Origin of the sequence: Rhodoferax sp. BLA1, assembly GCF_013416775.1 — a bacterium.
In the GTDB taxonomy this organism is placed as follows: Bacteria; Pseudomonadota; Gammaproteobacteria; order Burkholderiales; family Burkholderiaceae_C; genus Rhodoferax.
In genome coordinates, this window is sequence record NZ_SZVI01000001.1 from 441625 (window position 1) to 461361 (window position 19737).

The following is a 19737-nucleotide window of genomic DNA, read 5'->3' on the forward strand; positions in this document are numbered from 1 at the left end:
CCTTGGCGCCAAGCCTGTTTCACGCAACTGTCATGGCGGGCCGCCATAGTGGTGTTTTCATCAACGATGTCAACATCACCTATGACACCCACTACCAAACTTGGTTTGAACCTGGCTGCTGCCGCACTGCTTTCACTCCCTGTCGCCAGCTGGGCACAACAGGCCTACCCGGCCACACTGGCAGGTCATGCGGTGCTGCCCGCGGCCAGTTTTGTCTCGGCCCCCAAGGACGCACCAGCCGACCTGCAAACCAGCGGCAAATTCACCACCGGCACCCGGGTGGACAAATTGGCCAGCGTTGAAGGCCTGTCAGCGGGTCGCCCCACCGACATCTCCCTGCCTTTCAAAGGCCAGCCGCTACAAGGGCATTCGGGCATCAAACACATGCCAGACGGCAGCTTCTGGGTCCTGACCGACAACGGCGCGGGTTCCAAAGCCAACTCACCCGACTTTGCGCTGTACCTGAACCACTACAAAGTGGACTTCAAAACAGGTCAATTCAAACGCCTCGACACCATCTTCCTGCACGACCCGGACAAAAAAGTACCGTTTCGCATCGTGCACGAAGGCTCCAAAGCGCGTTACCTGACCGGCTCGGATTTCGACACCGAAAGTTTCCAGTTTGCGGGCGGCGCCTTGTGGATTGGCGACGAGCTGGGCCCGTTCCTGATCAAGGCCGACCTGAAAGGCAAAGTGCTGGCAGTGTTTGAAACCCAGGTTGATGGCAAAGTGGTGCGCTCCCCCGACCACCCGGCCATCACCACACCCGGCGCGCCCAACCAGGAGGCCAAATTCCAGGTGCGCCGCTCCAAAGGCTTTGAAGGCATGGCAGCGTCCAAAGACGGCAGCAAGTTGTACGCGCTGCTCGAAGGCGCGCTGTGGGACGACGCCACCAAAGCGCCCGAAGTGCTGGACGGCAAACAGTATCTGCGCGTGCTCGAATTCGACGTGAAGTCCGAGCAATGGACCGGGCGCCACTGGAAATACATGCTCGAAGCCAACCACCACGCTATTGGTGACTTCAACATGGTCAACGACAGCACCGGCCTGATCATCGAACGCGACAACGGCGAAGGCACGGCTGACAAAGCCTGCCCTGAAGGCCAGAAGCGCAAGGACTGCTTCCACGACCTGGCCAAGTTCAAACGGGTCTACAAGATTGAGCTGAGCGAGACCAATGTGGGAGGCCCCCTGCGCAAGATCGGCTACATTGACCTGATGGCCATCGCCGACCCGCACAAGCTGGCGCGCAAACCCTTGAACGACGGTGTCTTGACCTTCCCCTTCTTCACGATTGAAAACGTGGATGTGGTGGACGCCACCCACATCGTGGTCGGCAATGACAACAACCTGCCGTTCTCCAGCAGCCGCGAGCCCAACAAAGCGGATGACAACGAACTGGTGCTGCTGGAAGTGGGCGAGTTCCTGCGCGCCAACTGAAACAAGGCCTCACAGCCGCATGGTGCTGAACAGCGGCAGCGGCTGACGCAGCAACAGGGAGTGATGCCGCGCCGGGCTGCGGTCAGATGTCAGGCAAAGGGGGTAGGCGGCGTGGTGCTGGCCATAACCTCACCCAGCCGGATGGCGCCGCCCGGCTGCCAGACCGGGTTGAAAGCCAGCGCCCCCTTGGGGAACAACATCACCACCGTGGAACCAAGCAAAAACCGGCCCATCTCCTCTCCCTGCTTGAGGGAAATGCTATTATTTTCATAATTCCACTGCGTCAGCTGACCACTGCGTCTGGCGTTCACCACCCCATGCCAGACGGTGGCCATGCTGCCCACAATGGTAGCCCCCACCAGCACCAGCACAAACTGCCCATGCGGGCCATCAAACACACACACAACCCGTTCGTTGCGCGCAAACAGGCCCGGCACACCACGCGCCGTCGCCGGGTTGACCGAAAACAGGTCGCCCGGCACGTAAATCATGCGGCGCAACACCCCGTCACACGGCATGTGGATGCGGTGGTAGTCGCGTGGACTGAGGTACAGCGTAGCAAAGTGGCCATCCGTGAACTGGGCGGCCAGGCTGGCATCGCCGCCCACCAGGGCGGTACAGCCGTAGCTGTGACCTTTGGCCTGAAAAATCTGCTGACCTTGGATCGGGCCAAACTGGCTGATGGCGCCGTCCACCGGACAAATCAGCTCGGCCTGCGCCAGCGGGCGTGCGCCGCTTTGTAATTCACGGGTGAAAAAGTCGTTGAAGCTGGCGTAACTGGCGATGTCCGGGTTCGCTGCCTCGGCCATGTTGACCCGGTAACGTTTGACAAACCAGGCGATCAGCGCGGTGGTCGCCGAGCCGCCCTGCCAACTGGCCACCTTGCCCGCCAGAGCCGTGAGGGCCTGCTTGGGCAACAGGTACTGCGAAAGCACGGCAAGACGTTCAGACATGGGGCAAGGTGGGGAGTGAATGGGGAAAGGCATTCTATCGGTCGGCCTGCCAGACAGATGGCAAGCCCAATGCCAAAATGCCAACAAGCCCGACGCACCTGCGTAACGCCCAACCAGAGCACGACCCCACCATGAACACCCCCGCCTACACCGCCCTGACCGACACCTTCACCCGCCTGTACCGCTTGGGCCACCTGGGCGCCTTGGCCGGCTGGGACCAGGCAGCGATGATGCCCACCAAAGGCAATGCGGCCCGGGGTGCGGCGCTGGCAGAGCTGCAGGTGGTCATGCACCAGATTTTGAGTGATGCCGCTTTGACCGGCCTGCTGCAGGCCGCCAGTACAGAATCCCTGGACGCCCTGCAGCAGGCCAACCTGCACGAAATGCGGCGCGACTGGACCTTGAGCACATTGCTGCCCGAGCGACTGGTACAAGCCCAGAGCCTGGCCACCTCGCGTTGTGAACACGCCTGGCGCAACCAGCGCCAGAACAACAACTGGCCGGGCTTTCTGGACAATTTCCGAGAGGTGGTGAGCAACGCACGGGAAGAAGCACAGATCCTGTCCCAGGCCCAAGGCATCAGCCCCTTTGATGCTCTGATGGACAAGTACGAGCCTGGCAGCCGCAGCGCCGACATCGACACATTGTTTGACGATGTCAAAACCTGGTTGCCCGATTTGGTGCAGCAGGTGTTGGCCAAACAAGCCAGCGAGCCCGTGTTGGCACCTGTTGGCCCCTTCCCCGTGGAACAACAGCGGGCGCTCGGGGTCGATCTCATGGGGCTGCTCGGCTTTGACTTTGAGGGTGGGCGGCTGGATGTGTCCGCCCACCCGTTTTGCGGCGGTGTGCCCGAGGATGTACGCATCACCACCCGCTACACCGAGGCCGATTTCATGCGCAGCATGATGGGCGTCGTGCACGAAACCGGCCACGCGCGTTACGAGCAAAATCTGCCCGCAGACACCCGCCATCTGCCGGTCGGTCGGGCGCGCTCGATGGGCATTCACGAGAGTCAGAGTTTGCTGTTCGAAATGCAACTGGGCCGCAGTGCCGCGTTTCTGCAACACATCGCACCACGCATTGCCCAGCACCTGGGCCACCAGGCCGCCTTCGAAGCCGACAACCTGGCTCGCCTCTATACGAGGGTGCAGCCAGGCTTGATCCGGGTGGACGCGGACGAACTGACCTATCCGGCCCATGTCATCCTGCGTTATGAGATTGAGCGGGATCTGATCAACGGTCTGATGGCGCCCGAGGACATTCCGGCACAGTGGGATCAGAAAATGGCGCAATACCTCGGCCTGGACACACGCGGCAATGTCAAAGACGGTTGCCTGCAGGACATCCACTGGCCCAGCGGCAGCTTTGGTTATTTCCCTAGCTACACGCTTGGTGCCATGTATGCCGCACAGTTTTTTGCGTGCATCCGACGCGCCCACCCCGACCTGGACACACGGGTAGCAACAGGCGATCTGTCTCCGATCTTTGACTGGCTGCAACAGCACATCTGGCAACAGGCCAGCCGCTGGCCCACCCAGGACCTGGTACAACAAGCCACCGGCGAAAAACTCAACCCACAGCACTTTCGCTCGCATCTGGAACAGCGTTATCTGTAGCGCGCAAGGCCCGTCCTGCCGCCCTCAAACGGGGGTGGAACGGCAAAACAACCCAGCAGCATCCAGAACGGGTGAGCGATACACTTCCATCGACAAACTTCGATAGGGATGGCCATGAGTCTCTTGCGGATCTTCAAACAATTCACCCGTTCCATTGCGACTGTGTTGGGACTGATGTGTCTGATGGTGGATCTGTCCGGAGCCCAGGCACTTGAGAAACCGGGTGACAAGGTGGTGCTGACCCTTTCCGGTCAGATCAACCGGGTGAACGAGGGCAAAACAGCGACGTTCAGCCTGCCGATGCTGAGCCGATTGCCGCAACACACCGTGTTCACCAAGTCGCCGTGGTACCCGGCGGGCGCCGAATTCACCGGCCCGCTGCTGCGCGATGTGGTACGTGCTGCGGGCGGCCAAGGCAAAACCATCACAGCGTATGCACTGAACGACTACAAGACCGAGATACCCTTGGAGGACGCCCTCAAGTACGACGTGATCCTGGCCCGTCTGATGAATGGCCAAGCCATGGCCGTGCGCGACAAAGGACCCTTGTTTGTGGTTTACCCGTTTGATGCCGTCGCCGAGCTGCGAACCCAGGTGTATTACAACCGCTCGGCGTGGCAAGTGAACCGCCTGCACATCCACTGACGCAGCACAAGCACCATGGGCAGCGCACGGATGAAACGCAACAAGCTGCTGCTGCTCCTGGTGGCGGGCCTGGCGACGCTGTATGTCGCGATCGCGGTCTTGCAGGTGCGCCAGACCGACAGCCTGCAGCGTGTCATGCTGCGCAACGACCGTGAAGCCCTGTGGACCTTCCTGCAACTCGAAAGTGAATACCTGCGCTTCAGCAACGCCCTGGACCTGCGCCTGCTGGACCCGCAAAACCTGCCCGCCGACACCTTGCAGCTGCGTTTTGACATCTTCGTCAGCCGGGTCAATGCGCTGGAGGGCACCGGCATGCGTGAACTGATCGGAGATGCGGCCTCCTTCGACGAGGCCAAGACCCTGATCCAGCAATTTGTCCAACATGCCGACGCTATGTTGTCGGCCTCATCTGCCAACACACCCAAAGTGCTGCCCGCCCTGCGACGTGAGCTCGACACCCTCAAAACACCGATCCGGGAGTTGTCGATCCGTGCCGGCCAGACCTCGGCCTTGTTGGTGGATGCCCGCACCAAGGAGATCAAGACACAGCTGCAGGTGTCTGCGGCCTTGACGGCTTTTTTGTGTGTGCTCACGTTGTTGTTTGCGCTGGCGATGCTGCGCCAGCACCGTCGCCGTATCGCGGCACAGGCGCTGAACCTGCAGGGTCAGATGGCACTGGCCAGTCTGACTGCACGCCAGGAGAAAGACGCAGCACTTCGGGTGGTCCAGGACGAGTTGCACGAAATCACCGAGGCCCTGCCCCTGGCCATTTTCAGGGCGCGCCGCGACCCGGCGGGCCACCTGGTTTTGACCTACCTGAGCCATCAGATTGAGGCACTGTGGGGTGAGACCGCACAGGCCATGCTCGACGACGTCAGCGTGTTCATCCGCCGGGGTCACCCAGAGGACATGCGTGCACTCAAGCGCTGCATTGACGCCTCGGCCGACACCTTGGCACCCTGCAGCCAGGATCTGCGCATCCAGCACGCACCCGATCAGTGGCACTGGGTCAACTTGGCGGCCTCCCCCAAGCGACAGGACGATGGCAGCATCCTCTGGACCGGCTTCATCCAGAGCATTGATGCCCTCAAACAACGTGACGACAAAGTGCAGGAGGTGCTGGCACAGCAAACTGTCCTGTTTGACAACATCCCCTCGGGCCTGGTGTTTTCTGCCGACGGTCTGATCCGGCAAATCAACACCGGTTTTGCGGGCATGGTTGGTGCCCCGCCCGTCGACCTGATCAACCACAGTGCGGCCTTCCTGTTTGGCAGCCGCGAGGCACAAGATGCTTTTAACGCCCGCGCAGTGCCACAACTCAATGCGGGCCATCGTGTGGTCGAAGAAGGTGTTTACCACCGCTTTGACGGCACGCCGTTCCATGCCCGGCTGGCTGGTCGCCGGGTGACTGTCCGCGGCTTTGACCGCGCCACGATCTGGGTGGTGGAGGACATCAGCGAGCGCCAACAGATGGCGTCCCAGCTGGCCAACCAGGCCAGGTTCCAGAGTGCACTGATCGACACCATCCCCTACCCGGTGTTTTACAAAGGGGCCGACACCCGCTTTTTGGGGGTCAACCGTGCCTATGAGGAATACATGGGCATCCAGCGCGACAGCCTGCTGGGTAAACGCGTGTTGGATCTGGACTACCTGCCGCAAGCAGACCGCGCCACCTACCAGGCCGAAGATGAAGCCACCATTGCCCAATGCAGCCGGGTGCAGCGCGAAATGTTGATCCCGTTTGCCGATGGCCGCCTGCACGAGACCCTGTATTTTGTGGCCGGTTTTGCAGATGCAGACGGCACACCGGCCGGATTGGTGGGCACCTTTGTCGACATGGCCGAGCAAAAGGCAGCCGAACGTGCCATCACCGAAGCCGCCCAGGAACAGAAGGTGATTTTTGAGGCCGTCAGCCTGGGTGTGCTGCTCACAATCCAACGCCAGATCAAACGCTGCAACAGCGCCATGGAGACCATGTTTGGTTATGCCCCGGGCGCCCTGTTGGGGCAATCTACCGAAGTTCTCTACAGCGACTCCAGCGCCTTTGAGCAGATCGGCCAGTTGGCCTATGCCGCGATTGAACAGGGTGAGCTGGCGTTTTATGAGGCGCAGTACCGGCACCGTGATGGCAGCCTGTTCTGGGCCAGCGTCCATGGTCGGGCCCTGGACATGGCACACCCGGACTGGGGTTGCGTCTGGGTTTTTGAAGACATCACCCCCAAGAAACTAGCGGCCCAGGAATTACAACGCGCCAAAGAGGCGGCCGACGCCGCCAGTCTGGCCAAGGGCAACTTCCTGGCCAACATGAGCCACGAAATCCGCACCCCGATGAACGCCATCATCGGCATGTCGCACCTGGCCCTGAAAACCGAGCTGACACCACGCCAGCACGACTACGTCAGCAAAATCCAGCAAGCGGGCCAGCAACTGCTGGGCATCATCAACGACATCCTGGACTTCTCCAAGGTCGAGGCTGGCATGCTGACGGTGGAACAGATCCCGTTCGAGCTGGACAAGGTCTTGCAGAACGTGGCCACCGTCATCGTGGATCGGGCCAGTGCCAAAGGTCTGGAAATCATTTGCGAGGTCGCGCCCGACGTGCCCCAGAACCTGATCGGTGACCCGCTGCGCCTGGGGCAGGTGCTAATCAACTACGCCAACAACGCGATCAAATTCACCGAGCAAGGCGACATCAGCATCGTGGTGCGTCTGGCAGACGGGGCATCCACGCCCGGCTTGCTGCGCTTTGAGGTGCGAGACACCGGCATAGGCCTGACCCAGGAGCAGATCGGTCGCCTGTTCCAAAGCTTCCAGCAGGCCGACAGCTCCACCACCCGCAAATATGGCGGCACCGGCCTGGGCCTGGCCATCAGCAAAAACCTGGCCGAGCTGATGGGTGGCACCGTGGGGGTGGACAGCACACCTGGCGTGGGCTCCACCTTCTGGTTCACCGCCCGTCTGGGTCTGGGAGAGGCCAAGCCGCGCCTGCATTTGTCGCGGCTGGACCTGCAGCGCCGACGCATCCTGGTGGTGGACGACAACGAACACGCAGCCCATGTGCTGAGTGATCTGCTGGGCTCATTTGGTTTTGTGGTCGAGACCGTCCTGAGTGGTGCTGCCGCCATCGAATACATCACACAAGAGGCCAGCCATCAACAAGGCTTTGACTTTGTTTTGCTCGACTGGCAGATGCCCGGCATGGACGGGGTGGAAACCGCCCGCCGCATCCAGAACCTGGGTTTGGCCACCCTGCCACACTTGGTGATCGTGACAGCGTATGGCCGCGAAGAAGTCATCCGCAGCGCCCACGACGTTGGCATTGATGACATCCTGGTCAAACCGGTGGGTGCCTCGCTGTTGTTTGACACCATGCTGCGTCTGTTGGGTCACAACACCAACCAAGCCGGGTTGACGCCTGCGGCCCACGACAGTGCCGCCCTGGATGCCCAACTCGCTCCACTGCGCGGCGCACGCCTCCTGGTGGTGGAGGACAACGAACTGAACCAGCAGATTGCCTTGGAGTTGCTCGGTGATGCCGGTTTTGCGGTGGACCTGGCCGGCGACGGCCAGATCGCCCTGACCATGCTGGCCCAGATGCAGCAAGTCGGCAGCCCGTATGACCTGGTCCTGATGGACATGCAGATGCCGGTGATGGACGGCCTGCAGGCCACCCTCGAGATCCGAAAAAACCCTAGCCACGCCGATCTGCCCGTGGTGGCGATGACGGCCAATGCCATGGAAGACGACCGCCAGCGCTGCCTGGCTGCGGGCATGAACGACTTTGTCACCAAGCCGATTGAGCCACTGGATCTGTGGCGGGCGCTGCTGCGCTGGATTCGCCCACGCGAGGGCCTGGGCCAGTCGGTGACCCAGCAGCGCCAGACCTGGACACCCACCACGCAGGACGAAGAGATGCCGCCACAGATTCCCGGTCTGGACCTGCGCCTGGGGCTGCGCCATACCATGGGCAAAAAACCTTTGTACCTGAGCCTGCTGCGCCGCTTTGTGCGTGGCCAGCAAGCTGGCCTGCTGCCGATTGAGCAGGCGCTTGAGGCCGGTGACACCACCGCCGCCGAACGGCTGGCGCACACCCTCAAAGGACTGGCTGGCAACATTGGCGCCAGCGCCCTGCAGGTCGCCATGGAGAAGGTGGAAACCGCTGTTCGCGACAAAGCGCCGCAGACCACCGTGCACAGCCTGCTGGCCCCTGCAGCAAACCTATTGACAGAACTTCTGAGCCAGATCCATGCCCACCTGCCTGAGCCAGCCGCCCTGCCCGCGAGCATCGTGGTGGACCCGGCACAAGGCCAGGTGATTTGCCAACAGCTGCAAGCCCTTCTGGCTTACGATGACCCGCAAGCGATGGAGCTGCTGCGGGACCACGCCCCTTTGCTCCAAGCGACATTGGGGGCCAGTTATCACACCATCAGAACCGCCGTGGAAGATTTCGACTTTGAAGAAGCCCTGCGAGTCCTGACATCTGCCACTCAGGCCAAACTCTCTCTTTGACAACAACCGATGACCATGAACAAATCTGTCCACACGGGAAAATCCACCATTCTGGTGGTGGATGACACCCCCGAAAACCTGACGCTGATGTCCACCCTGTTGAAAGACAGCTACCAGGTGCGGGCCGCCAACCATGGTGAGCGGGCGCTCAAGATTGCGTTCTCAGACCAGCCGCCAGACCTGATCCTGCTCGACATCATGATGCCCGACATCGACGGCTACGAAGTCTGCCGCCAGCTCAAGGCCCAGACGGCCACCCGCGACATCCCGATCATCTTCCTGACCGCCCGCTCGGACATGGAGGACGAACAAAAGGGCCTAGCCCTCGGCGCGGTCGACTACATCACCAAACCCATCAACCCGCCCATCGTGCTGGCGCGGGTGGCGGCGCAACTCTCGCTCAAGGCACGCACCGATTTCCTGCGTGAAAGAAACGACTTTTTGCTGGAGAAAAACGACTACCTGAGGGAAAAAAACGACTTCCTGCACGACAAGAATGCGTTTCTGGAGCACGAGGTGGCCCGACGCACCGAAGAAGTCACCGCGATTCAAGACGTGACCATTCTGGCCATGGCCTCACTCGCCGAAACCCGTGACTCCGAGACCGGCAACCACATCCGGCGCACCCAGAACTATGTCAAGGCCCTGGCTGAAAACCTCAAAACCCACCCGCGTTTTGCCCACTTTCTGACCGACCACAACATCCAGATGTTGTTCAAGTCGGCCCCCTTGCACGACATTGGCAAGGTCGGCATCCCGGACCGCATCCTGCTCAAACCCGGCCGTTTCACGCCCGAAGAGTTCGAAATCATGAAAACCCATACCACCCTGGGGCGGGATGCCATCGCCCACGCCGAGGCCTCGCTCGGCACCCGGGTCGAGTTCCTCACCATGGCCAAGGACATCGCCCTGTTCCACCAGGAAAAATGGGACGGCAGCGGTTACCCGGCCGGTTTGCAGGGGGACGCCATTCCGATCTCGGCGCGCCTGATGGCCGTGGCCGATGTGTATGACGCCTTGATCAGCCGCCGCGTGTACAAGGAAGGTATGCCGCATGAGCGCGCGGTCGAGATCATCGAGCAAGGGCGGGGCAAACACTTCGACCCTGACCTGGTGGACTGCTTTCTGAGCATCCAGGGCGAATTCCAGGCCATTGCCTTGCGGTTTGCCGATTCCGACATCGACATGCACAAGAAGTCGATCTACCTCAGCTTGGCCTCTGCCAGCGCATCGAGCTGACCGCAGCTCTGTGGCGCAGCCTGGCTAACGCGGCGCCTGCCACAATGCTGGCATGTCTGCCGCCCGCATTCCCCCTGTCCAATGCCTGCTGACCTTTGAGGCGCTGGCGCGCCTGCGCAGTGTGACCCAGACCGCCGAGGAGCTGTGTGTCACCCCCAGTGCGGTGAGCCACCGTGTCAAACAGCTCGAGCAGATCATTGGCACCAAGCTGTTTGGCCGCGCCGATTTTTCGCTGACCATCGAAGGCGTGGAGTACCTGGCGCATGTGCGCGAAGGGCTGGCGATGCTGCAGCGTTTTCCAAGCTCGGCCATGGCACCGGGCAAACGCAAGCTGCGCCTGGCGGTGACGCCCACTTTTGCCCGCTCAATCCTGATCCCGCGCCTGCGCCAGTTCACCGAGGCCTACCCCGAGATTGACCTGACGCTGCAGGTCTCGATCCCGCTGCTAGACGTGGTGGCCGAAGACGCCGACCTGACAATTCGTTTTGGCGCTGGCCGGTATGCCGACATGGAATACACCTGCCTGACCAAGGACGATGTCACCCCGCTGGCGTCCCCGGCCTATGTGCGTGAACACGGGCCGTTCGAGGTGGCGCAAGACCTGGCAGGTGAAACCCTGCTGCGCAGCCCGCTGGAGCCCTGGCGCACCTGGTTTGCAGCGAATGGCCTGGACTGGCCTGAGCCGGTGGACGGCTCGCAGTTCAACGACATCGGCCTGATGTGTGACGGCGCCGCCGCTGGCATGGGCATCGGCCTGATCCGCCTGAAACTGGCGCAACCCTGGCTCGACAACGGCTCCTTGGTGCGCCTGGGCCACAGCAGCGTGTTCAGCGCCAACGTGCCCAGCCCCCACGCGCATTACTTGTGCTGGCGCACCGGCATGATGGACCGTTGGGAATGCGCCGCCTTTGCCGAATGGTTAAAAACCAGCCCGGCCTGAGTTGGATGCAAAAAGTGCCTCCAGCCCTTATATATAAAGGGGTAACAGCTATGTTTGTCAGAGTGTTTTTATTTCAAGCGCTGTTGCAAAAATCATCACACCCCAGGCGCGCACAAGGGTTTAGAGTCACACCCTGACCACACAGCTCCGCCAAAGCACCGCCATGAACAGTCCCGTTGCTGCCATCAACACCACACCACTACAAAGATCAGAGCAACAAGCCCAGGTTGTCAAAGGGCTACAAGCTGATTTGCCACCACACGCCTTGCTCTGGCAGGTCGAAGACACCACCCCCTACGAATGTGATGGCCTGACCGCCTACCGCCAGCGCCCGCTGGTGGTCGCCCTGCCCGAGAACGAGGCTCAGGTGCAAGCCGTGCTGCGCACCTGCCACCGCCTGGGCGTGCCGGTGGTGGCGCGTGGTGCGGGCACGGGTCTGTCCGGCGGCGCCTTGCCCCATGCGCTGGGCGTGACGCTGTCGCTGGCCAAGTTCAACAAGATCCTCAAGATCGACCCCAAGGCCCGCACCGCCACCGTGCAGTGCGGTGTGCGCAACCTGGCCATCAGCGAAGCGGTGGCGGGGCTGGGCCTGTATTACGCGCCCGACCCGTCGAGCCAGATCGCCTGCACCATCGGTGGCAATGTGGCGGAAAACTCGGGCGGTGTGCACTGCCTGAAATACGGTCTGACGCTGCACAACGTGCTCAAAGTCAAGGGTTTCACCGTCGCTGGCGAAGAACTCACCCTGGGTTCCGACGCGCTGGACAACCCCGGTCTGGACCTGCTCAGTGTGGTGATTGGCTCCGAGGGCATGCTCGCGGTGGTGACCGAAGTCACCGTCAAACTCATCCCCAAACCGCAGTTGGCGCGCTGCATCATGGCCAGTTTTGACGACATGCGCAAAGCCGGTGACGCGGTCGCTAGCCTGATTGGCGCAGGCATCATCCCGGCCGGGTTGGAGATGATGGACAAACCCATGACCGCTGCGGTCGAAGACTTTGTGCACGCCGGTTATGACCTGACAGCCGAGGCGATTTTGCTGTGTGAGAGCGACGGCACCCCCGAAGAAGTTGAGGAAGACATTGGCCGCATGAGTGATGTGTTGCGCGGCTGCGGCGCCACCGCGATTGCGGTCAGCCGTGACGAGGCGGAGCGCCTGCGCTTTTGGAGCGGGCGCAAAAACGCCTTTCCGGCCAGCGGGCGCATCAGCCCCGACTACATGTGTATGGACAGCACCATCCCGCGCAAACGACTGGCCGATCTGCTGCTGGCGATCCAGGAGATGGAAAAGCGCTACGGCCTGCGCTGTGCCAACGTCTTCCATGCCGGTGACGGCAACCTGCACCCACTCATCATGTTTGACGCCAACGACCCCGATCAGCTGAAACGTTGTGAGCTATTTGGCGCCGAGATTCTGGAAACCAGCGTCGCCATGGGTGGCACGGTGACCGGGGAGCACGGCGTGGGTGTCGAAAAACTCAACAGCATGTGTGTGCAGTTCAGCGCGGAAGAAAACGAGCAGATGTTTGGTGTCAAACGTGCGTTTGACCCGCCCGGCCTGCTCAACCCCGGCAAGGTCATCCCGACCCTGCAACGCTGCGCCGAGTACGGCAAGATGCTGGTGCGCAACGGCCAACTCAGCCACCCCACTATCTCACGTTTTTAATAGCAAACTATGCAAGCAATACAAGGGCTAGCATGGCTTCTGGCCATGCAATCGCTGGGGGAACTGTTGTCCCGCGGACTGTCACTGCCGATCCCCGGGCCGGTGATCGGCATGTTGCTGTTGCTGCTGGCCCTGCGCTGGCCAGCAGTACGTTTGCCGGTAGCCAGCTGCGCCGGTTTTTTGTTGTCCCACTTATCCCTGCTGTTTGTGCCGGTGGGGGTGGGGGTGATGACCCATCTGGGGCTACTGGCTCAGTTTGGGGTGCGCATGCTGGTGGTGATTGTGTTGTCGACCTGGATCGGCCTGGCAGCCACCACGTTGGTCTTGCGATATGTCCGGAGTGCCAGCGATGCCTAAGTTTGTGGAACTCTGGGTTTATCTCTCAGCCACACCGCTGTTTGGCTTGACCGCCACACTGGTGGTCTACGTGCTGACCCAAGCGGTCTATGCTCGCCTGGACCAGGCGGCGTGGGCTAACCCAGTGTTGTGGTCGGTGATTGTGCTGGCCTGCCTGCTGACCCTGACCGGGGAGGACTACCAGACCTACTTCTCGGGCGCGCAGTTCATCCATTTCCTGCTGGGCCCGGCCGTGGTGGCGCTGGCCTGGCCGCTGTGGGAGCGCCGCACCGAGCTGCTGCTACGCTGGCGGGCGCTGTTGCTGGCGGCCTTGGTAGGTGGTGCGGCGGCCAGCAGCTCAGCACTGGCTTTGGGCTGGGCGCTGGGTCTGCCCCATGATGTGGTGCTTTCACTCGCGCCCAAGTCGGTGACCTCGCCAGTGGCCATGGGCATTGCCGACAAGATCGGCGGCATTCCGGCGCTGGCGGCGGTGTTTACCGTGATCACCGGCATGGTCGGCGCCCTCAGTGGCAAGGCGCTGCTGAGCTGGCTCAAGGTGCCGCCCACCGCACACGGTTGGATGTCGCAGGGCTTTGCCTTGGGAACGGCAGCACACGGCATTGGCGCCGCTCGCGCCTTGCAGGTCAACGCCGATGCCGGCGCTTATGCCGGACTGGCGCTGGGCTTGCAGGCAGTGCTGGCGTCCCTGTTGATACCGCTGTTGTTCTGGCTGTTTTGAACCTCAGACGCGCTGGTTGAGGCGCCGGGCGGGTTCGTCATCCGCCAGAATTGCTTGCGCCCAAGGGGTGAGCTTGCTGGTGTCGGCACGCAACACCTCTTGCTTGACCGCCAGAATCTGCGCCGGATGCATCGAAAAACTGCGCAAGCCAAAACCCAGCAGTAGCTTGGTCAGGCTGGTGTCACCGGCCATTTCGCCACAGACGCTCACCGTCTTGCCCTGCAACCGCCCCTCTTCGATTGTGCTGGCCACCAGCCGCAACACGGCTGGATGCAAGGGGTCGTAGAGATGTGCCACCGACTCGTCGGCACGGTCGATCGCCAAGGTGTACTGGATCAAATCGTTGGTGCCGATGGACAAGAAGTCAAAGTACTTCAGAAACACCTTGAGCGTCAAGGCGGCGGCCGGGATCTCGATCATGGCGCCAATTTTCACGCTGCCATAACTCACACCCCGGTTGTCCAGCTGCACCCGGGCATGGTCGATCAAGGACATGGTCTGGCGGATTTCGCTGGCGTGCACCAGCATCGGAATCAGCAAATGCACCGGACCATGCACTGCTGCACGCAAGATGGCGCGCAGCTGGGTCAGGAACATGGCAGGCTCGGACAGGCTCCAACGGATGGCGCGCAAACCCAGCGCCGGATTGAGGTGGCCGATGTCGCGCGCGGTGTCGTCCAGCGGTTTGTCGGCACCAATGTCCACCGTGCGGATGGTGACCGGCAGGCCTTGCATGCCTTCGATGGCACGCCGGTAGGCCTGGTACTGTTCATCTTCGTTGGGCAACTTGCCGTGGCGGCCCATGAACAGGAATTCACTGCGAAACAGGCCAACCCCCATTGCCCCGGCCTGAACGGCCGCAGCCGCGTCGTCGGGCATCTCGATATTGGCCAGCAGCTCCACTTTCTGGCCATCCAGCGTGACAGCTGGGGTGTGCCGCAAACGAGCCAGGCGCCCGCGGGCCAGTTCACCCTGGCGCTGTTTAAAACCATATTCCGCCAAGATGATGGGCGAAGGGTCAATCACCGCCACACCGGCATCCCCGTCCACGATGACCCAGTCGTCCTGGCGGATCAACTGGCTCGACAAACGTGCGCCCACCACCGCCGGTATGTCCAGACTGCGCGCCACAATCGCGGTGTGTGAGGTTTTGCCACCCACATCGGTGATGAATCCGGCAAAAATGCTCTGCTTGAACTGCAGCATGTCGGCAGGTGACAGGTCATGCGCCACCAGGATCAACGGCACATCCACCGTGTCGTCCAGCAGCAGGTCTTGCTGCGAGGCTTTGCGCCCACCACGCCCGAGCGGCTGGATCAACGGAGAGGAAATACCCCGCATGGCGCGCAAGATACGCTCGGTGATCTGCTCCAGGTCGGACTTGCGCTCACGCAGGTACTCGTCCTCCATCTCGTCAAATTGGCGGCCCACCACCTCCAGCTGGCTGGTCAGCGCCCATTCGGCGTTGTAGAGCCGGTCTTTGATCCAGTGTTTGACACCTTGTGTCAGCTGCTCGTCCTGCAGCAGCATCAGGTGCACTTCCAGCAGAGCCGCCAGTTCGTGTGGTGTGTCCTTGGGCCCCATTTGACCAATGCTGGTCTGCAACCGGTGGATTTCCGCAATCACCGCATCACGACCATCACGTACCCGGTTGATTTCGGCAGCGACCTGCGTTGGTTCGATGAAGTAATGGGCGACGTCCAGTCGGCTCGAGGCAACCAGCACCGCACGCCCGATGGCGATGCCCCGTGCGACTGGCAATCCATGGATGGCAAACGTCATAGGTGGGACACCTGGGTCATTTATTCACCTTCGCCGAATTTGTCATTGATCAGGGCCAACAGCGCGTCCATGGCCTCTTGCTCACGTTCCCCGCTGGTTTCAACGTCAACCTCCACCCCTAGACCGGCCGCCAGCATCATGACACCCATGATGCTTTTTGCGTTGACACGGCGGTCACCGCGTGACATCCAGACTTCACACGGGAAGCTGCCTGCCAGCTTGGTCAGTTTGGCCGAGGCTCGGGCATGTAAACCCAGTTTATTGCTGATAGTCGTGGTCGTTTTGATCATGTGGTCTTCGTTTTTGATTCTGAGGTGCGGTCACGGCAACCTGCATCACACCTTGTGTCCCGCCAGCCAAAACCCGCGCCACCAAGGCATCCATGGCTTCCTGTCGGTAGGTCACGGCCCGCAACAACATGGGCAAATTGACGCCGGTGATGAGCTTGGAGTTCACACCATCTGCCATTTTTTGAGCGATGTTGCAAGGCGTGGCACCAAACAGGTCGGTCAGGATCAGGGTGCTCGGTGTGTTGAGCAGCGAGAGTGTCATCCGCGCCGCAGCCAGTGTCTCATCCGTGGGCATGTTGGGCTGGACATCAAACACAGCCAGCGATGTCGCTGCGTCTGGAAACACATGCAACACACATTGACGCAAGGCACTCGCCAGGGGTGCATGGGCAATGATGAAGATACCGTTGTTCATAAGATGAAAGAGGCGCCGGATGTGCAGCGATGTGCGAGGTGGATCCTGCTTGTAACAGTATGGGTGTGATTATGGCGTTGTCGCAGGTGTGTCTGGGTGGGCTGCACAGGGCTATTTCATCGCACCAAAAACCCTCTGCAACACGGCGCTGCCGGTGCCAACGGGATCTTGCCGGATTTTCTTCTCTTCTTCCCCGATCATGAAATAGAGACCATCCAGCGTTTTACCTGTCACATACCGCTCCAGACTGACCTCTTCCCCTTTGAGCAAACCGAAACTGGCGGCTTGGCTGGCAATGCGGTTGTATTTGTCGGCCAGTCTGACCTGCTGGGTGGTTTTCTTGACCATCGGCAGAAACTTGTCGCCCAATTGGACCCTGGTCTTGTCGGCAAAAAACTGCGTCACCGATGTCTCGCCACCCAGCAGAATATTTTTGGCATCTTGAACACTTATCGACTTGACAGCCCCGACCAACACATCACGAGCCAGCGGCACGGCGGCTTCTGCCGCGTGGTTCATGGCTGCAGAGAGTTCATCCAGCCTCGCACCCTGCCCCAATCGGCGTAACAATCCAGCGGCGTCTTCCAGGTACCCAGGCAAAAGAATGCGGACCTTGTCATTACCCAAAAATCCGTTGTTACGCCCCAGGGAGTCGATGGCAAAACGAACCCCGTTCTCTAGCGCGGCCTTCACGCCCTGCGTCGCTTGTGCACGGCTCACATCGTTCAGGGTCACGCCGTGGCTGGCCGTGGGAAGTGCACACAACAAGGCAGCGTATGCAACAGTGAGGCGGCTGAAGTGACGGCGTTTCATAGGCTCAAGCTCGCAAAAAGGGGCGAAAGATGGCCGCAGGCCATCTCCGCCATCAACCCCATCCGGACAGCAGGCTGTGCCCTGGAAGTAAATCACTTGTTTCTGAAATCGTCGTGGCACGACTTGCAGGTGCCACCCGTGGCATTCACAGCTGCCTTGATGCTGTCCAGGTTGCCAGATTTGGCTGCCACGCTGAGTTTGGCCATTTCAGTCTGCAGCTTGTTGGCATAGTCATCAAATTTTCCTTTGTTGGCCCAGATCTCAGGTTTGGCCTTGCTCTCGCCTTTGTCCATGCCAGGACCAAAGCCTGCCCAGGGCAATTTGGCCATGAAGTCAGCCACAGCAGCACTGTCAGCAGCGACCTTGGCGTCAAATGGGATTTTCCCAGCAGCCATACCCGCAACACGGCCAAAGTTTTGCTGCATAACAAACAGAGAACTCTGGCGGTATTTGATAGCGTCTTCCACCTTGGCGAACTGTGCCGAGGCCGGGGCCAATACACAAGCAGCGACCGCTGCCAGAACAAAAGTACGTAGCTTTTTCATCCCATTGCTCCAAGAGTTAAACTAAATCTGACCATCTTCATTCTAGGGTTTTCCTAGCTGAATCGCGTCGACAAGGATTGCTGAGATGTCCAAGAAATTTGTAGTTCGTGTATGGGATGCACCCACCCGTTTATTCCACTGGGCGCTGACCGTGTGTGTAGTCGCGGCGGTGATCACCGCACAAATCGGCGGAGCGGCGATGGACTGGCACTTCAGAATCGGTTACACCGTTTTCACCTTGCTGTTGTTCAGGCTGATCTGGGGCTTCGTGGGCGGGCATTGGTCACGTTTCAGCACCTTCCTGTACCGCCCGGCTCAGATCTTGGCATACATAAAGGGTCACAAAGACCCGCTAGGCGTCGGACATAACCCTTTGGGCGCACTGTCCGTGTTTGCTTTACTGGGCTTTCTGGCACTGCAAGTGGCATCTGGTTTGTTCAGCGACGACGAAATCTCGGCCACTGGACCGCTGGTGGCATTTGTGTCGTCAACCTGGGTTGCCAACGCCACCTATTACCACGCCGAAATAGGCAAACTCATCTTGATCGCACTGGTCACACTGCATGTGCTGGTGATTGGCCTGTATTTCCTGAAGAAGCGGGAGAATCTAGTCAGCCCCATGATTACAGGTGATAAGACCTTGGATAACAACGTAGTGAGCTCCGAAGACCATACCCGAAGCCGGATCAAAGCAACACTGGTCTTGGCAGTTTGTGTCATCTCTGTCTGGGGATTCACGCGCTGGTTGACATAAAAAAAGACTCGCAACAAGCACCCTTGCAGGGCAGCCAGCGCTCAATCTTAGAAAAAATTTTGTCCATAAAAAAAGGCCCACAATGTGGACCTTTTTTTGAGAATGAACGCCTATGGTTGGCGTCTACAAGCTATTTAAACAATAGCGGCTTTTTGCACCAAGCGGGTTGCAACCCAGTTCTTGGTCTTTGAAATCGGCCGACTTTCGGTGATCTCAATCGTATCGCCCAACTTGAACTCACCTTTTTCATCGTGAGCGTGGTATTTGCTGGACTTGCCAACAATCTTGCCATACAGCTCGTGCTTTACGCGGCGTTCAATCAGAACGGTCACTGTCTTGGCACGTTTGTCGCTAACGACCTTGCCAATCAAGGTGCGTTTGAGGGATGTTTTAGCTTCCGTCATTTATCGCTCCTTATTTGGCGGATGTGTCAGCAGCCAGCTTCTCAACCAAAATGGTCTTGGCGCGGGCAATGTCACGGCGCGCAGTGCGGATCGTGGCTGTGTTGGTAAGTTGTTGCGTGGCCTTTTGCATACGAAGACCAAAGTGCGCTTTTTGCAGCTCTTTGACTTCCGCTTTCAAACCGGCAACATCTTTTTGGCGTAATTCAGTCGTTTTCATATCATTTGCTCCTGATTACTGACCGATCATGCGGGCCACAAAAGTGGTGCGCAAAGGCAGCTTGGCCGCAGCCAAACGAAACGCTTCACGAGCCAACTCTTCTGTCACACCGACAATTTCAAAAACGATCTTGCCAGGCTGAATTTCAGCCACGTAGTACTCGGGGTTACCTTTACCGTTACCCATACGCACTTCAGCAGGCTTCTGGGAAATTGGTTTGTCAGGAAACACCCGAATCCAGATGCGGCCGCCACGTTTCACGTGACGAGAAATGGCACGACGGGCGGCTTCAATCTGACGCGCTGTCAAACGGCCACGATCAGTACATTTCAGACCAAAGTCACCAAATGCGACCGAACTGCCTCGGGTCGCAATACCGGTGTTACGGCCTTTTTGCTCTTTGCGGTACTTGCGACGAGCGGGTTGCAACATAG

General features: G+C 60.0%; 19 protein-coding genes. 10 read left to right on the plus strand and 9 right to left on the minus strand.

Annotation, left to right across the window (positions count from 1 at the left end; translation table 11 throughout):
* Window positions 1–81 precede the first annotated feature (81 nt).
* Window positions 82–1440, plus strand: coding sequence for an esterase-like activity of phytase family protein (locus tag FDG13_RS02190; RefSeq protein WP_180125158.1), 1359 nt, complete (start codon window positions 82–84; stop codon window positions 1438–1440).
* A gap of 89 nt (window positions 1441–1529) precedes the next feature.
* Here the strand turns inward: FDG13_RS02190 and asd are convergent, their stop codons facing one another.
* Window positions 1530–2393, minus strand: a complete 864-nt coding sequence (gene asd, locus FDG13_RS02195; protein ID WP_180125159.1) for an archaetidylserine decarboxylase — start codon at window positions 2391–2393, stop codon at window positions 1530–1532.
* Between the two features lie 131 nt (window positions 2394–2524).
* Between asd and FDG13_RS02200 the strand changes: the two genes are divergently transcribed.
* The 8 genes from FDG13_RS02200 to FDG13_RS02235 all read left to right on the plus strand — a co-directional run bounded on the left by FDG13_RS02200 (window position 2525) and on the right by FDG13_RS02235 (window position 14083).
* Entirely contained in the window at window positions 2525–4009 is a 1485-nt protein-coding gene (locus tag FDG13_RS02200) for a carboxypeptidase M32 (protein ID WP_180125160.1), read from the plus strand.
* Window positions 4010–4123: 114 nt separating this feature from the next.
* Window positions 4124–4654 (plus strand): molybdopterin-dependent oxidoreductase, encoded by a 531-nt coding sequence (locus tag FDG13_RS02205; protein WP_255435032.1) that lies wholly within the window; start codon window positions 4124–4126, stop codon window positions 4652–4654.
* Window positions 4655–4684: 30 nt separating this feature from the next.
* Window positions 4685–9163 carry a response regulator gene (locus FDG13_RS02210; protein ID WP_180125161.1) on the plus strand — a complete coding sequence of 1493 codons (4479 nt, stop codon included), beginning with the start codon at window positions 4685–4687 and terminating at the stop codon, window positions 9161–9163.
* 15 nt (window positions 9164–9178) lie between these two features.
* Window positions 9179–10402 carry a two-component system response regulator gene (locus tag FDG13_RS02215; RefSeq protein ID WP_180125162.1) on the plus strand — a complete coding sequence of 408 codons (1224 nt, stop codon included), beginning with the start codon at window positions 9179–9181 and terminating at the stop codon, window positions 10400–10402.
* A 52-nt stretch (window positions 10403–10454) separates the two neighbouring features.
* Window positions 10455–11342: a LysR substrate-binding domain-containing protein gene (locus FDG13_RS02220; RefSeq protein ID WP_180125163.1), complete on the plus strand. Its 888-nt coding sequence runs from the start codon at window positions 10455–10457 to the stop codon at window positions 11340–11342.
* A gap of 163 nt (window positions 11343–11505) precedes the next feature.
* Window positions 11506–13008: an FAD-linked oxidase C-terminal domain-containing protein gene (locus FDG13_RS02225; protein ID WP_180125164.1), complete on the plus strand. Its 1503-nt coding sequence runs from the start codon at window positions 11506–11508 to the stop codon at window positions 13006–13008.
* Window positions 13009–13017: 9 nt separating this feature from the next.
* Window positions 13018–13365 carry a CidA/LrgA family protein gene (locus FDG13_RS02230; RefSeq protein ID WP_180125165.1) on the plus strand — a complete coding sequence of 116 codons (348 nt, stop codon included), beginning with the start codon at window positions 13018–13020 and terminating at the stop codon, window positions 13363–13365.
* A complete protein-coding gene (locus FDG13_RS02235; protein ID WP_180125166.1) occupies window positions 13358–14083 on the plus strand; it encodes an LrgB family protein in 726 nt (241 codons plus the stop codon). Before FDG13_RS02230 ends, FDG13_RS02235 begins: the two co-directional genes overlap by 8 nt.
* A gap of 3 nt (window positions 14084–14086) precedes the next feature.
* Here FDG13_RS02235 and ptsP read toward each other — a convergent pair whose 3' ends face one another.
* From ptsP to FDG13_RS02260, 5 genes are all read right to left on the minus strand, one after another.
* Window positions 14087–15865 carry a phosphoenolpyruvate--protein phosphotransferase gene (ptsP, locus tag FDG13_RS02240; RefSeq protein ID WP_180125167.1) on the minus strand — a complete coding sequence of 593 codons (1779 nt, stop codon included), beginning with the start codon at window positions 15863–15865 and terminating at the stop codon, window positions 14087–14089.
* 20 nt (window positions 15866–15885) lie between these two features.
* Window positions 15886–16155, minus strand: coding sequence for an HPr family phosphocarrier protein (locus tag FDG13_RS02245; RefSeq protein ID WP_180125168.1), 270 nt, complete (start codon window positions 16153–16155; stop codon window positions 15886–15888).
* A complete protein-coding gene (locus tag FDG13_RS02250) occupies window positions 16124–16570 on the minus strand; it encodes a PTS sugar transporter subunit IIA (RefSeq protein ID WP_078364567.1) in 447 nt (148 codons plus the stop codon). The genes FDG13_RS02245 and FDG13_RS02250 overlap by 32 nt, the downstream gene beginning before the upstream one ends.
* Window positions 16571–16681: 111 nt before the next feature.
* Window positions 16682–17383 (minus strand): DUF4197 domain-containing protein, encoded by a 702-nt coding sequence (locus FDG13_RS02255; protein ID WP_180125169.1) that lies wholly within the window; start codon window positions 17381–17383, stop codon window positions 16682–16684.
* A gap of 92 nt (window positions 17384–17475) precedes the next feature.
* Window positions 17476–17928: a cytochrome c gene (locus FDG13_RS02260; protein ID WP_180125170.1), complete on the minus strand. Its 453-nt coding sequence runs from the start codon at window positions 17926–17928 to the stop codon at window positions 17476–17478.
* A gap of 85 nt (window positions 17929–18013) precedes the next feature.
* On the opposite strand from FDG13_RS02260, the gene FDG13_RS02265 reads away from it, so the two are divergent.
* The gene (locus FDG13_RS02265) at window positions 18014–18682 is read left to right on the plus strand and encodes a cytochrome b/b6 domain-containing protein (RefSeq protein ID WP_180125171.1); all 669 of its coding nucleotides are present in this window, start codon (window positions 18014–18016) and stop codon (window positions 18680–18682) included.
* Window positions 18683–18816: 134 nt separating this feature from the next.
* Here the strand turns inward: FDG13_RS02265 and rpsQ are convergent, their stop codons facing one another.
* The 3 genes from rpsQ to rplP are packed head-to-tail and all read right to left on the minus strand — an operon-like array spanning window position 18817 to window position 19735.
* On the minus strand, window positions 18817–19086 hold the full coding sequence (rpsQ, locus tag FDG13_RS02270) for a 30S ribosomal protein S17 (protein WP_078364571.1): 270 nt from the start codon (window positions 19084–19086) through the stop codon (window positions 18817–18819).
* A 10-nt stretch (window positions 19087–19096) separates the two neighbouring features.
* Window positions 19097–19303, minus strand: a complete 207-nt coding sequence (rpmC, locus tag FDG13_RS02275) for a 50S ribosomal protein L29 (RefSeq protein WP_078364572.1) — start codon at window positions 19301–19303, stop codon at window positions 19097–19099.
* A gap of 15 nt (window positions 19304–19318) precedes the next feature.
* A complete protein-coding gene (gene rplP, locus FDG13_RS02280; RefSeq protein WP_078364573.1) occupies window positions 19319–19735 on the minus strand; it encodes a 50S ribosomal protein L16 in 417 nt (138 codons plus the stop codon).
* Window positions 19736–19737 lie beyond the last annotated feature (2 nt).